We start from the raw sequence: 12,650 nt of genomic DNA, 5'->3' as shown, positions 1-12,650 counted from the left end.
GGGCGGCTCAGGGGTATTGGAGGACGGCCTTGATCTGCGCCAGGTGCCCGGCGATCCAGCGCGGATCGATGGCGCCCCAGTCGCGGATGCGGTAGTGCCCGGCGTTGTTGCGCTCGCCGTCGTGCTGCTCGAACACGCAGTCGATGTCCAGGTCGGCCAGTGCGGCCAGGGTGTCCTGGGCGGTGCGCCGCGGCATCCCGGTGGCTTCCATCAGCGCCGGCACGCTGCTGGCGGTGCCGCTGTCGATCAGCCAGGCGACGTAGAGGCGGCGATAGAAACTGCTTTTGGTCTTGCTCACGTCCATCGAGACATTCCTTGTTGTTCGGCTGCGTCACTCGGCTACAGCGGCAGCAGCCAGGGTACCAGTACAACGCTGACGATCATCACCAGAATCGTGAAGGGTACGCCAAGCCTGACGAAATCTCCGAAGCGATAGCGTCCGGGGCCGAGCACCAGGGTGTTCACCGGCGAGGAGATCGGCGTCATGAAGGCGGCCGAGGCGGCCAGCGCGACGATCATGGCGAAGGCCTGGGGCGAGGCGCCGAGGGCCTTCGCGGTGGCGATGGCGACCGGCGCCATGAGCACGGCGGTGGCGGTGTTGGAGATGAACAGGCCGATCAGCGCGGTGAGCGCGAACAGGCTGGCGAGGATCGCGTAGGGCCCGGCGCCGCCGAGCACGCCGACCAGCCCGTTGACCGCCAGGGCGATGCCGCCGGTCTTCTGCAGGGCGAGGGCGAAGGGCAGCATGCCGACGATCAGCAGCAGGCTCTGCCAGTGGATGGCGCGGTAGGCACTGTCCATGTCGATGCAGCGGAAGGCGCCCATCAGCAGGCAGGCGATCAGCGCGGCGAGCACGTTGGGCACCAGCCCGCTGACCATCAGGATCACCATCACCGCCAGGCTGAACAGCGCGTGGGGCGCCTGGCTGGCGGCGGGCGCGGCGTCGTCCACCTCGGCCGGCAGGCCGAGCACCAGGAAGTCGCGGCCGCGCGCCTGCAGGCGGCGGATGTCCTTCCAGGCGCCGATCACCAGCAGGGTGTCGCCGACCTTCAGGCGGGCTTCCAGCAAACCCTCCACCAGTGCCTCGCGGTTGCGCCGCAGGCCCACCACGTTGAGGCCGAACTGGCTGCGGAAACCCAGCTCCAGCACGCTCTTGCCCTGCAGCGCGGATTCCGGCGGCAGGGTCACTTCGGCCATGCCCACTTCGTTGGCGCGTTCGGTGAAGTAGTCGCCACGCAGGCTCAGCGGCTCCAGGCCGTATTGGTGATACAGGCCGAGCAGGTCGGTGCGCTCGCCGTAGACGTCCACCAGCACCACGTCGCCGGCCTGCAGGATGAGGTTGGCGTGGGGGCTGAGGAGCTTCGTGCGGAAGTGCACCAGGCGCTCAATGGCCACCACGTTGGTGCCGGCGCGGGCGCGCAGCTCCGCGTCGCTCAGGCTCATGCCCACCAGCGGCGAGTCGGCGCGGATGCGCAGGCGGCGTTCGCGGCCGGCCAGCTGGTAGTCGCGGATCAGGTCGCCGAGGGTGCGGCGCCGGACGTTCTGCCCGGCGTCGTCATCGTCGCCCAGCCAACGCCGCGCCAGCAGCATGTAGCCGATGCCCAGGACGAGGATCACCAGGCCGAAGGGGGTGAAGCTGAAGAAGCTGAAACCCCGGGAGCCGGCGCGCACCAGCTCGCTGTGGATCACCACGTTGGGCGCGGTGGCGACCAGGGTGAGCATGCCGCTGATCAGCCCGGCGAAGCTCAGCGGCATCATCAGCCGGCGCGGCGACACCTGCAGGCGCGCGGCGATGCTCAGCACCACGGGGATGAAGATCGCGACCACCCCGGTGGAGCTCATCACCGAACCCAGCCCGGCCACCGCCGTCATCAGCAGCACCAGCAGGCGCGTCTCGCTGGAGCCGGCGCGGCGGGTCAGCCATTCGCCGATGCGGAAGGCCACGCCGGTGCGCACCAGGCCCTCGCCGATGACGAACAGCACGGCGATCAGGACCACGTTGGGGTCGGCGAAGCCGGCCAGCGCCTCCTGCACGCTGAGCACCCCGGAAAGGGGCAGGGCGACCATCACCAGCAGGGCCACCACATCCATGCGCGGGCGGTTGATGACGAACAGCGCCACGGCGCTGGCGAGCAGGAACAGGACCCAGATCAGTTGCAGGCTCATGCGCTTCCCTAGCCGGTTTCCGCTGGCATTGTGCCCGCTGGGGCGGGCGCAGTGCCTTGACCCGGTGCAGCTTAGCGAAGTTCGTGGGGCCTTGCGGGCCTCAGGGCAGGCGCGCCACCGGGGTGATCTGCCGCGGGTCGGTGCGCAGTTCGATCAGCGCCGGCCTGCCGCTGGCCTGGGCGCGGGCGAAGGCGGCGGGGAAATCCTCGCTGCGTTCGACGAGCTCGCCATGGGCGCCGAAGGCCCGGGCCAGGGCGACGAAGTCGGGGTTGCGCAGCTCGGTCGCGCTGATGCGCCCCGGATACTCGCGCTCCTGGTGCATGCGGATGGTGCCGAGCATGCCGTTGTTGACCACGATGACGATCAGCGCGGCGCCGTATTGCACGGCGGTGGCCAGCTCCTGCGGGTACATCATGAAGCAGCCGTCGCCGGCGAAGCACACCACACTGCGCTGCGGGTCGCGCAGCTTGGCGGCGATCGCCGCGGGGAAGCCGTAGCCCATCGCGCCGTTGGTGGGCGCCAGCTGGCTGCGCGGGCTGCGGTAGCGGTAGAAACGGTGCACCCAGACCGCGTAGTTGCCGGCGCCGTTGCTGATCACGGCATCGTCCGGAAGGACCTCGTTGAGGTGCTCGACGACCTGCGCGAGGTCGACCCCTTGCGGCGGCTCGGCGTTCTGCGGCGGTGTGGCATAGGCCAGGTAGTCGGCGCGGGCGGCGGCGGTCCAGTCGGCCCAGGGTGTGTCGGTGTCGGTGACGGGGGCGAGGCCGGCGAGGGCGGCGGCGATTTCCGGCATGCCGGCCTGGATCGTCTGGTCGGCCTGGTAGACGCGGCCCAGTTCGTCGGCGTCGGCGTGCACGTGGATCATCGCCTGCAGCGGACGTGGGCTCTGCACCAGGGTGTAGCCGGCGGTGGGCGTTTCGCTCAGGCGCGAACCCAGCACCAGCAGCAGGTCGGCGTCCCGCACCCGCGCAGCCAGCGCCGGCGCGGCGCCGAAGCCGAGCTGGCCGGCGTACTGCGGGTCGCGGTTGTCGATCAGGTCCTGGCGGCGGAACGAGGCCACCAGCGGCAGGCGGTTGGCGCGGGCGAAGGCGCGTACCTGCGCGCAGGCCTCCGTCGTCCAGCCGGTGCCGCCGACGATCAGCAGCGGGCGCTCGGCCCGGGCCAGCCGCTCGCGCAGTTCGGCCAGCGCGGCGCTGGACGGCGTGGCGCGGGTGATGGGCGTCGGCTGGATATCGGCGACCGACGCCGAGCCGAACAGCACTTCCTCCGGCAGGCCGATCACCACCGGGCCGGGTCGCCCGGACTGGGCGACATGGAAGGCGCGGGCGACGATTTCAGGGATGCGGCGGATGTCGTCGATCTCCGTGGCCCACTTGGCCAGGCCGCCGAACATCTGCCGGTAGTCCACTTCCTGGAAGGCCTCGCGGCCCTTGAAGGCGCTTTCCACCTGGCCGACGAAGAGGATCATCGGCGTCGAATCCTGCCGGGCCGTGTGCACGCCGTTGGCCGCGTGGGTCGCACCCGGCCCGCGGGTGACGAAGCAGATGCCCGGCCGCCCGCTGAGCTTGCCGTAGGCGTCGGCCATGTTCGAGGCGGCGCCTTCGTGGCGGGTGACGATGGTGCGGATCGAGGGCGCGTCGTGCAGCGTGTCGAGCACCGGCAGGTAGCTCTCGCCGGGGATGCAGTAGACGGTATCGACCGCATTGCGCAGCAGGGCGTCGACGAGGATCTGGCCGCCAGTGCGGACGGGAAGGTCGGACATGGGTTTCGGGCTCCTTGGGCTGGCGCCGGGGCCGCTCCCGGAAGAGCGCCGACGAACCCCTGGAGCGGCCCGGCGTTGCGATCTTCGGCGCAAAGCGCGGCGGGCGCCAAGTGAGCATTCTTCGCGAGGTCATTCCGTGCCGGAATGACGGCGGTGACGGCCGTTCAGCCTAGGCGCGCGGAGTGCTGCGGAATGACGCGATGTACCTGGTGCGGACTGTTACGGTTGCTGCTGGCGCAAGGTGCGCAGTTGTGCCAGCAGGGCCGGCAGATCGTCGCGAACGATGCTCCACAGGGTGTCGTTATCGATGCCCAGGTAGCCATGGATCAGGCGGTTGCGCGTGGCCACCAGCATGCGCCAGGGAATCTGCGGATGGGTTTGCCGCACTTCCTGGGGAATGCGCGTCGCCGCCTCGCCGATGATTTCCAGGTTGCGCAGGGTGGCGTCGTAGACCAGGTGGTTATCGACGAATGCCTGCTGGTCCAGTCCTGCACAGTAAGCCAGGACTTTCTCCGCGCAGATCAGCATATCGTCGACGTAGAAGTACCAGACCCGCTCCGGCCGTTCAGACATTCACCGCCTCCGCTTCGATGAAGGGGCGCAGTTCCGGGCGCAGGGCTTTTTCGGTAACCAGGTCGACGTTGCTGCCCAGCAGGTCCTCGAGGAAGAACTGCACGCCGAAATAGCGCTCCGAGGTGGCGGGGCCGTCGAAGTCCACCAGGACGTCCACGTCGCTGTCGGGGCCTGCGGTGTCGCGTACGGTGGAGCCGAACAGGGCGAGCCGGACCACGCCGAAGCGTCGCGACAGCTCGGGCTTGCAGCTTTCCAGCAGGGTCAGGACGTTGTCGCGGTTCATGGCGGTGGCCGGGCTACAGGGTCATGCCTGAAGGTAGCACAAGGGAAAAGCACAAGGCCCGCATTGGCGGGCCTTGTGGATGACGCTTACAGGCTGGCGATCTTCTCGCGCTGCTGGATCAGGTTGGTCACCGCCTGCTCGGCTTCGGCCAGCTTGGCGCGCTCCTTCTCGATCACGTCGGCCGGGGCCTTGGCGACGAAGCCTTCGTTGGCCAGCTTGCCGCCAACCCGCTTCACTTCGCCTTCCAGGCGCTGGATTTCCTTGTCCAGGCGGGCCATTTCGGCGGTCTTGTCGATCAGTCCGGCCATCGGCACCAGCACCTGCAGTTCGCCGACCAGCGCGGTGGCGGACATCGGCGGCTCTTCGCCTGCGTCCAGCACGCGGATGGTTTCGAGCTTGGCCAGCTTCATCAGCAGCGGCTCGTTGTCGGCCAGGCGGCGGTGGTCTTCGGGGGAGGCGTTGTTCAGCACCAGGTCGATGCGCTTGGCCATGGAGATGTTCATCTCGCCGCGGATCTGGCGGATGCCCAGCATCAGCGCCTTGGCCCACTCGATGTCGCCTTCGGCGGCGGCGTCGATCTTCGCCTCGTCGGCGACCGGCCAGGGTTGCAGCATCAGGGTGTCGCCGGACTTGCCAGCGGAGGCCTTGATGCGCTGCCAGATTTCCTCGGTGATGAACGGCATGAACGGATGCGCCAGGCGCAGCGCGGTTTCCAGCACACGCGCCAGGGTGCGGCGGGTGCCGCGCTGGCGCTCGACGGGCGCGTTCTCGTCCCACAGCACCGGCTTGACCAGTTCCAGGTACCAGGCGCAGTACTCGTCCCAGATGAACTCGTAGAGGGCCTGGGTGGCCAGGTCGAAGCGGAAGGCGTCGAGCTGGCGGGCGACTTCGATCTCGGTGCGCTGCAGGGCGGAGATGATCCAGCGGTCCACCGAGGACAGCTCGACCGGCTCGCCATTCACGCCGGTGTCCTTGCCATCGGTATTCTCGATGACGAAGTTGGCGGCGTTCCACAGTTTGTTGCAGAAGTTGCGGTAGCCCTCGACGCGGCCCATGTCGAACTTGATGTCGCGGCCGGTGGAGGCCAGCGAGCAGAAGGTGAAGCGCAGGGCGTCGGTGCCGTAGCTGGCGATGCCTTCGGGGAACTCGGCTTTCGTCTGCTTGGCGATCTTCTCGGCGAGCTTGGGCTGCATCATGCCGCTGGTGCGTTTATCCAGCAGGGCGTCGAGGGTGATGCCGTCGACGATGTCCAGCGGGTCGAGCACGTTGCCCTTGGACTTGGACATCTTCTGGCCCTGGCCGTCGCGCACCAGACCGTGGACGTAGACGGTCTTGAACGGGATCTGCGCGGTGCCGTCGCCATTCTTGATCAGGTGCATGGTCAGCATGATCATGCGCGCGACCCAGAAGAAGATGATGTCGAAGCCGGTCACCAGCACGTCGGTGGGGTGGAAGGTCTTCAGGTATTCGGTCTGTTCCGGCCAGCCGAGGGTGGAGAAGGTCCACAGGCCCGAGCTGAACCAGGTGTCGAGGACGTCTTCGTCCTGGCGCAGGTTGGCGTCGCCGAGGTTGTACTTGGCGCGCACTTCGGCCTCGTTGCGGCCGACGTAGACGTTGCCGGCGTCGTCGTACCAGGCCGGGATGCGGTGGCCCCACCAGAGCTGGCGGCTGATGCACCAGTCCTGGATGTCGCGCATCCAGCTGAAGTACATGTTCTCGTACTGCTTGGGCACGAACTGGATGCGGCCGTCTTCCACGGCGGCGATGGCGGGTTCGGCCAGCGGCTTGGTGGAGACGTACCACTGGTCGGTCAGCCAGGGCTCGATGATGGTGCCGGAGCGGTCGCCCTTGGGCACTTTCAGCGCGTGGTCGTCGATCTTGTCGAGGAAGCCCGCGGCCTCCATGTCGGCGACGATCTGCTTGCGCGCGACGAAGCGGTCCAGGCCGGCGTAGGCGGCGGGCAGGCTGGCGTCCAGTTCGGGGTTGACGCTGCCGTCGAGCTTGAACACCTGGGCGCTGGCCAGGATGGCGGCGTCCTTGTCGAAGATGTTGATCAGTGGCAGGTCATGGCGCTTGCCGACTTCGTAGTCGTTGAAGTCGTGGGCCGGGGTGATCTTCACGCAGCCGGTGCCGAACTCGCGGTCGACGTAGTCGTCGGCGATGATCGGGATGCGCCGGCCCACCAGCGGCAGGTCGACGAAGGTGCCGATCAGCGCCTGGTAGCGCTCGTCTTCCGGGTGCACGGCGACCGCGCTGTCGCCGAGCAGGGTTTCCGGGCGGGTGGTGGCGACGATCAGGTGGTCCTTGCCGTCGGCGGTCCTGTGACCGTCGGCCAGCGGGTAGCGCAGGTGCCAGAGGTGGCCCTTCTCGTCGTGGTTCTCCACTTCCAGGTCGGAAATGGCGGTGTGGAACTTGGTGTCCCAGTTGACCAGGCGCTTGCCGCGGTAGATCAGGCCGTCGTCGTGCAGGCGCACGAAGGCTTCCTTGACCGCGTTGGACAGGCCTTCGTCCATGGTGAAGCGCTCGCGCGACCAGTCCACGGAGGAGCCCAGGCGGCGGATCTGGCGGGTGATGGTGCCGCCGGACTGCTCCTTCCACTCCCAGACCTTCTCCAGGAACTTCTCGCGGCCCAGGTCATGGCGGGCGATGCCTTGGGCGGCCAGCTGGCGCTCCACCACCATCTGGGTGGCGATGCCGGCGTGGTCGGTGCCCGGCTGCCACAGGGTGTTGCGGCCCTGCATGCGGCGGTAGCGGATCAGCGCGTCCATGATGGCGTTGTTGAAGCCGTGGCCCATGTGCAGGCTGCCGGTGACGTTCGGCGGCGGGATCATGATGGTGTACGGCTCGCCGGAGCCTTGCGGGGCGAAGTAGTTCTGCTGTTCCCACAGGGGGTACCAGTGGGATTCGATGGCGTGCGGCTGGTAGGTCTTGTCCATGTGCGCGGCGGGACCCTGATAAGGCTAGACGGAAAACCGGTGAGTATAACGGGGCGCGGGGCGCTCAGGCCACCAGGGCGGCAGGCCGGGTGTCCGGGGAGGTGTCTGTAGGAGCGAGCTTGCTCGCGAACCTGCCCCGGACGGCTAGGGCATCAGGCGGTTCGCGAGCAAGCTCGCTCCTACGAAAGGCGGCGTGGTGCGGGGATCAGTGCTTGCGCTGTGCCAGCAGCCGCTGCAGGCGGGCTTCCAGGCGGCGCTGCAGTTCGGCCTCGATCTGCGGCACGAAGTCGTCGATGACGTCCTGCAGGATCAACTGGGCGGCGGCGCGCAGCTCCAGGTCCAGACGGTTCAGCTCGCTGGCCTGGGGCGAGGCTTTCGGCTCGGCGGGCTCGGCGGCGGGGGGCTCCGGCGCACGCGGCGCGGGGGTGACGACGTCGGACAGCAGCGGGATGTTGTCCGGCTCGAAGGATTCGGTGAGCAGCGGTGGCTCGGTACCCGTCTCGTCCAGCAGCTCCTGGATCGATTCCAGGTCTTCCAGCAGGTGGTCGGGGTCGTGCGGGGGCTTGCGGCTGTCCATGGTCTTGGCTGAAGCGTTCTCAGGGGCGTGGCAGGCGGTGGTCCTGCAAAGGATAGCCCTGCTCGCGGTAGCGGCGGAAATTCTCCCGCGCGGCCTGACGAATCGCAGGTTCCTCGATCACCAGTTCGGCGACCCGGTTGAAGCGGTCGACGCAGTTGGGAATGGCCAGGGTCAGGTTGATCAGCAGGTCACGGTGGCTCTCCGGCGGTTCGCCCAGGGCGAGTACCACCGGCGAGTCGGCGTCTTCTTCCAGTGCATTGTGTGGGATGAAGGTTTCGCCGCGGAAGTTCCACAGCCGGGCATCCAGCGCTTCGCGCTGGGCCTCGCCATCGCACAGCACGAAGACGCGCATGCCCTGCCGCCAGGCCTTTTCGGCGAGGCGGCAGGCGATGGTCAGGCGTGCGTCGGGATCGGCGCTGGGGATGACATAGAAGTCGACCCGGGTCATGCGTTCGATCCCATCGGCAGGTTGCGCTGTGCCATTACTTCACGCGGTCCAGCAGGTACTGGGTCAGCAGCGGCACCGGGCGGCCGGTGGCGCCCTTGTCCTTGCCGCCGCTGATCCAGGCGGTGCCGGCGATGTCCAGGTGCGCCCAGTGGTATTTCTTGGCGAAGCGCGACAGGAAGCAGCCGGCGGTGATGGTGCCGGCCTTCGGGCCGCCGATGTTGGCGATGTCGGCGAAGGGGCTGTCCAGTTGCTCCTGGTACTCGTCGAACAGCGGCAGCTGCCAGGCGCGGTCGTCGGCCTGCTCGCCGGCCTTGAGCAACTGGCGGACCAGCGCGTCGTTGTTGCCCATCAGGCCCGAGGTGTTGGAGCCCAGGGCGACGATGCAGGCGCCGGTGAGGGTGGCGATGTCCACCACCGATTGCGGCTTGAAGCGTTCGGCGTAGGTCAGGGTATCGCACAGCACCAGGCGGCCTTCGGCGTCGGTGTTGAGGATCTCGACGGTCTGCCCGCTCATGGTGGTGACGATGTCGCCCGGGCGGGTGGCGCCGCCGCTGGGCATGTTCTCGGCACAGGCCATCAGGCCGACCAGGTTGATCGGCAGCTGCAGTTCGAGCACGGCGCGGAAGGTGCCGAACACGCTGGCGGCGCCGCACATGTCGAACTTCATCTCGTCCATGCCCAGGCCGGGCTTGAGGCTGATGCCGCCGGTGTCGAAGGTGATGCCCTTGCCGACCAGCACGTGGGGCGCCTCGTCCTTCTTGCCGCCGTTGTACTGCAGCACGATCAGGCGCGGCGGCTGGTCGCTGCCCTGGGCCACGGCGAGGAAGGAGCCCATGCCCAGCTCGCGCAGTTTCTTCTCGTCGAGGACTTCGACCTTCAGGCCCTTGTATTCCTTGCCCAGCGCCTTGGCCTGCTCGCCGAGGAAGCTCGGGTGGCAGAGGTTCGGCGGCAGGTTGCCGAGGTCGCGGGTCAGGGCCATGCCGTTGGCGATGGCCTGGGCTTCCCTGGCGCCCTGCTCGACGGCGGCGGCATCGGCCTTGTCGACCAGCAGGGTGATCTTCTTCAGCTTCGGCGCGTCGGCCTTCTGGCTCTTGAAGCGGTCGAAGACGTAGACGCCGTCGGCCAGGGTTTCCACCTGCAGGCGCGCCTTGCCGTGGGCGGTGCGGCCTTTCACGGCGAGGTCACCCAGGGCCAGGACGGCGTCGGCGCCGCCCAGGTTCTTCAGGGTGGAGAGCACCGAGGAAACCAGTTTGCGGTAGGCGCGGTCGGAGAGGTCACGCTCTTTGCCGGCGCCGACCAGCAGGACGCGCTCGGCCTTAAGATTCGGCAAATCCTGCAGGAGTAGGGTCTGTCCGACCTTGCCGGCCAGGTCACCGCGCTTGAGCAGGGCGCCGATGGCGCCGCCGGTGACTTCGTCGACGGCCTTGGCGGTGGCGCCGAGCTTGCGGCCTTCGCCGACGGCGATGACCAGGGTGGCGGTCTTCAGGGTTTCCGGACGTACGCTTTTTACGAGGAATTCCATGGCTGAGTGTCCCCAGGACAAAGAGCTTGAGTGGTCTGCGAAGAAGATGGACTGCGCAGTGACAGGTCTGGCGAATCGCAGGATAATGCCGGCTATTTTCGCCTGGGCCGCGCTTGCGCGGGCCGGCAAGGCTTCACGGCGGCTAGTTTGAGCGTAGCCGCGTGAGCGTGACAACCCTGGAGTGTCCGGTTTGATTGTCTTCCGTTATCTGTCCCGTGAAGTGCTGATCACCATGAGCGCGGTGAGCGCCGTGCTGCTGGTGATCATCATGAGCGGCCGTTTCATCAAGTACCTGGCGCAGGCCGCCCAAGGCATGCTCGACCCGGGCTCGCTGTTCATGATCATGGGCGTGCGCCTGCCGGGCTTCCTCCAGCTGATCCTGCCGCTGGGGCTGTTCCTGGGCATCCTGCTGGCGTACGGGCGGCTGTACCTGGACAGTGAGATGACCGTGCTGACCGCCACCGGCATGAGCCAGCAGCGCCTGCTGGCCTATACCCTGGCGCCGGCGCTGCTGGTGGCACTAGTCGTCGCTTGGCTGAGCCTGTTGCTGGCGCCGCAGGGCATCACCCGGATGCAGCTGCTGCTGAACAAGCAGGATGCGATGACCGAGTTCGACACCCTGGCACCGGGGCGTTTCCAGTCGATGCGCGATGGCTCGCGGGTCACCTACACCGAGACCCTGGCCAACGAGCGCACGCAGCTGGGCGGGGTGTTCATCTCCGACAAGAACCGGCCGCGCAACGGCAGGGACGGCGGCAATTCGGTGCTGGTGGCGAGCAGCGGCGAGCAGCAGATCCATGCCGATGGCAGCCGCTACCTGATCCTCAAGGACGGCTATCGCTACGACGGCACGCCGGGGCAGGCCGACTACCGGGCGATCAAGTACGACACCTATGGCGTGCTGCTGCCCAAGCCGGAAGTCAGCAGCGAGATCGATGACCGCGACGCGATCCCGACCAGCGAGCTGATCGGCAGCAAGGATCTGCGCATGCAGTCCGAACTGCAGTGGCGTCTCTCCATTCCGCTGCTGGTCTTCGTGGTCACCGTGCTGGCGGTGCCGCTGTCCCGGGTGAATCCGCGCCAGGGGCGTTTCCTCAAGCTGCTGCCGGCGGTCCTGCTGTACATGACCTACCTGGCGCTGCTGATCACCGGCCGGGGCATGCTCGACAAGGGCAGGATCCCGCTCGCACTGGGCCTGTGGTGGATCCATGCGCTGTTCCTGGCGATCGGACTGCTGTTGCTGTACTGGGAGTCGCTGAGGCTCAAGCTGGCCGCCATGCGGACCAAATCCGGGCGGGAGCCGAAGCATGCGTAAGCTGGACCGTTACATCGGCGTCACCGTTTTCGTCGCCATCCTCGCCGTGCTCGGGGTGATCCTCGGCCTGGCCGAACTGTTCTCCCTCGTCGACCAGTTGGGGCAACTGACCGACACCTATACCCTCGCGGATGCGCTCAGGTTCACCCTGCTCACCGCCCCCGGCCGCGCCTACGACATGCTGCCGATGGCGGCGCTGATCGGCTGCCTGGTGGGGCTCGGCTCCCTGGCCAGCAACAGCGAGCTGACCGTCATGCGCGCCGCCGGCGTGTCGCTGCAGCGCATCGTCTGGGCGGTCATGAAGCCGATGCTGGTGCTGATGTTCGCCGGCATCCTGCTGGGCGAATACGTGGTGCCCTACACCGAGACCATGGCCCAGACCGGCCGCGCCCTGGCCCAGAGCGCCGGCGGGGTGGAGAGCTCGAAGGCCGGTCTGTGGCATCGCCAGGGCCATGAGTTCATCCATATCAACGTGGTGCGCTCCGACGGCGTGCTGCTGGGCGTGACCCGCTATGGCTTCGACGACGCGCGCCGTTTGCAGACTGCCAGTTTCGCCAAAAAGGCCACCTACCAGAACAACCAGTGGGTCCTGGAAGGCGTGACCACCACGATGTTGCATGCCGATGAAAAGCGCAGCGAGGTGGTGAGCAAGCCCCGTGAGGTCTGGGATATCCAGCTCAGCCCGCAAACCTTGCACACCGTGGTGATGGAGCCGGAGGCCCTGTCGATCAGCGGTCTGTGGAACTACATCCATTACCTGCAGGAGCAGGGGTTGAGTTCCAACCGCTATTGGCTGGCGTTCTGGACCAAGGTCCTGCAGCCGGCGGTCACGGCGGCGCTGGTGCTGATGGCGATTTCCTTCATCTTCGGCCCGCTGCGCAGCGTGACGCTCGGCCAGCGCGTCTTCACCGGCGTCCTGGTGGGCTTCACCTTCCGCATCGCCCAGGACCTGCTCGGCCCGTCCAGCCAGGTGTTCAACTTCCCGCCGTTGCTGGCGGTGCTGGTGCCCGCGGCGATCTGCGCCTTCCTCGGCATGCTGCTGCTGCGAAGGGCCGGTTGAGCGGAGCT

Annotated in this window: 11 protein-coding genes; 2 read left to right on the top strand and 9 right to left on the bottom strand. The window is 67.6% G+C overall.

Annotated elements, in window-relative coordinates:
- Positions 1-7: 7 nt before the first annotated feature.
- The 9 genes from AC3B6A_RS21650 to AC3B6A_RS21610 all read right to left on the bottom strand — a co-directional run bounded on the left by AC3B6A_RS21650 (position 8) and on the right by AC3B6A_RS21610 (position 10,267).
- Positions 8-304, bottom strand: coding sequence for a winged helix-turn-helix domain-containing protein (locus AC3B6A_RS21650; RefSeq protein WP_488399155.1), 297 nt, complete (start codon positions 302-304; stop codon positions 8-10).
- A 35-nt stretch (positions 305-339) separates the two neighbouring features.
- Positions 340-2,166 (bottom strand): SLC13 family permease, encoded by a 1,827-nt coding sequence (locus AC3B6A_RS21645; protein WP_488399154.1) that lies wholly within the window; start codon positions 2,164-2,166, stop codon positions 340-342.
- 100 nt (positions 2,167-2,266) lie between these two features.
- Complete coding sequence (locus AC3B6A_RS21640) at positions 2,267-3,928, bottom strand: thiamine pyrophosphate-binding protein (RefSeq protein WP_488399153.1); 1,662 nt, start codon at positions 3,926-3,928, stop codon at positions 2,267-2,269.
- A 219-nt stretch (positions 3,929-4,147) separates the two neighbouring features.
- The gene (locus tag AC3B6A_RS21635) at positions 4,148-4,501 is read right to left on the bottom strand and encodes a HepT-like ribonuclease domain-containing protein (protein ID WP_488399152.1); all 354 of its coding nucleotides are present in this window, start codon (positions 4,499-4,501) and stop codon (positions 4,148-4,150) included.
- Positions 4,494-4,784: a nucleotidyltransferase family protein gene (locus tag AC3B6A_RS21630; RefSeq protein WP_488399151.1), complete on the bottom strand. Its 291-nt coding sequence runs from the start codon at positions 4,782-4,784 to the stop codon at positions 4,494-4,496. The genes AC3B6A_RS21635 and AC3B6A_RS21630 overlap by 8 nt, the downstream gene beginning before the upstream one ends.
- Positions 4,785-4,870: 86 nt before the next feature.
- Positions 4,871-7,720: a valine--tRNA ligase gene (locus AC3B6A_RS21625; protein WP_488399150.1), complete on the bottom strand. Its 2,850-nt coding sequence runs from the start codon at positions 7,718-7,720 to the stop codon at positions 4,871-4,873.
- A 205-nt stretch (positions 7,721-7,925) separates the two neighbouring features.
- A complete protein-coding gene (locus AC3B6A_RS21620) occupies positions 7,926-8,297 on the bottom strand; it encodes a DNA polymerase III subunit chi (protein ID WP_488399149.1) in 372 nt (123 codons plus the stop codon).
- A gap of 19 nt (positions 8,298-8,316) precedes the next feature.
- Positions 8,317-8,745, bottom strand: coding sequence for a DNA polymerase III subunit chi (locus AC3B6A_RS21615; RefSeq protein WP_488399148.1), 429 nt, complete (start codon positions 8,743-8,745; stop codon positions 8,317-8,319).
- A gap of 34 nt (positions 8,746-8,779) precedes the next feature.
- Positions 8,780-10,267: a leucyl aminopeptidase gene (locus AC3B6A_RS21610; RefSeq protein ID WP_488399147.1), complete on the bottom strand. Its 1,488-nt coding sequence runs from the start codon at positions 10,265-10,267 to the stop codon at positions 8,780-8,782.
- A gap of 190 nt (positions 10,268-10,457) precedes the next feature.
- Here AC3B6A_RS21610 and lptF point away from each other — a divergent pair, with 190 nt between their 5' ends.
- Together lptF and lptG are read left to right on the top strand one after the other, a co-directional pair.
- Positions 10,458-11,582 carry an LPS export ABC transporter permease LptF gene (gene lptF, locus AC3B6A_RS21605; protein WP_488399146.1) on the top strand — a complete coding sequence of 375 codons (1,125 nt, stop codon included), beginning with the start codon at positions 10,458-10,460 and terminating at the stop codon, positions 11,580-11,582.
- The gene (lptG, locus tag AC3B6A_RS21600; RefSeq protein ID WP_488399145.1) at positions 11,575-12,642 is read left to right on the top strand and encodes an LPS export ABC transporter permease LptG; all 1,068 of its coding nucleotides are present in this window, start codon (positions 11,575-11,577) and stop codon (positions 12,640-12,642) included. The genes lptF and lptG overlap by 8 nt, the downstream gene beginning before the upstream one ends.
- The last annotated feature ends 8 nt before the right edge of the window (positions 12,643-12,650 follow it).

The sequence above is a fragment of the Pseudomonas sp. B12(2026) genome (assembly GCF_057767015.1).
The sequence above is the reverse complement of the archived record's forward strand: the minus strand, read 5'-3'. Positions and strand labels throughout refer to the sequence as shown.

Excerpts from the sequence above, each read along its gene's own strand:
- AC3B6A_RS21615 (WP_488399148.1), bottom strand. The coding sequence starts at position 8,745 with ATGACCCGGGTCGACTTCTATGTCATCCCCAGCGCCGATCCCGACGCA.
- AC3B6A_RS21645 (WP_488399154.1), bottom strand. The coding sequence starts at position 2,166 with ATGAGCCTGCAACTGATCTGGGTCCTGTTCCTGCTCGCCAGCGCCGTG.
- AC3B6A_RS21625 (WP_488399150.1), bottom strand. The coding sequence starts at position 7,720 with ATGGACAAGACCTACCAGCCGCACGCCATCGAATCCCACTGGTACCCC.
- AC3B6A_RS21640 (WP_488399153.1), bottom strand. The coding sequence starts at position 3,928 with ATGTCCGACCTTCCCGTCCGCACTGGCGGCCAGATCCTCGTCGACGCC.
- AC3B6A_RS21610 (WP_488399147.1), bottom strand. The coding sequence starts at position 10,267 with ATGGAATTCCTCGTAAAAAGCGTACGTCCGGAAACCCTGAAGACCGCC.
- AC3B6A_RS21630 (WP_488399151.1), bottom strand. The coding sequence starts at position 4,784 with ATGAACCGCGACAACGTCCTGACCCTGCTGGAAAGCTGCAAGCCCGAG.
- AC3B6A_RS21650 (WP_488399155.1), bottom strand. The coding sequence starts at position 304 with ATGGACGTGAGCAAGACCAAAAGCAGTTTCTATCGCCGCCTCTACGTC.
- AC3B6A_RS21635 (WP_488399152.1), bottom strand. The coding sequence starts at position 4,501 with ATGTCTGAACGGCCGGAGCGGGTCTGGTACTTCTACGTCGACGATATG.
- AC3B6A_RS21620 (WP_488399149.1), bottom strand. The coding sequence starts at position 8,297 with ATGGACAGCCGCAAGCCCCCGCACGACCCCGACCACCTGCTGGAAGAC.
- lptG (WP_488399145.1), top strand. The coding sequence starts at position 11,575 with ATGCGTAAGCTGGACCGTTACATCGGCGTCACCGTTTTCGTCGCCATC.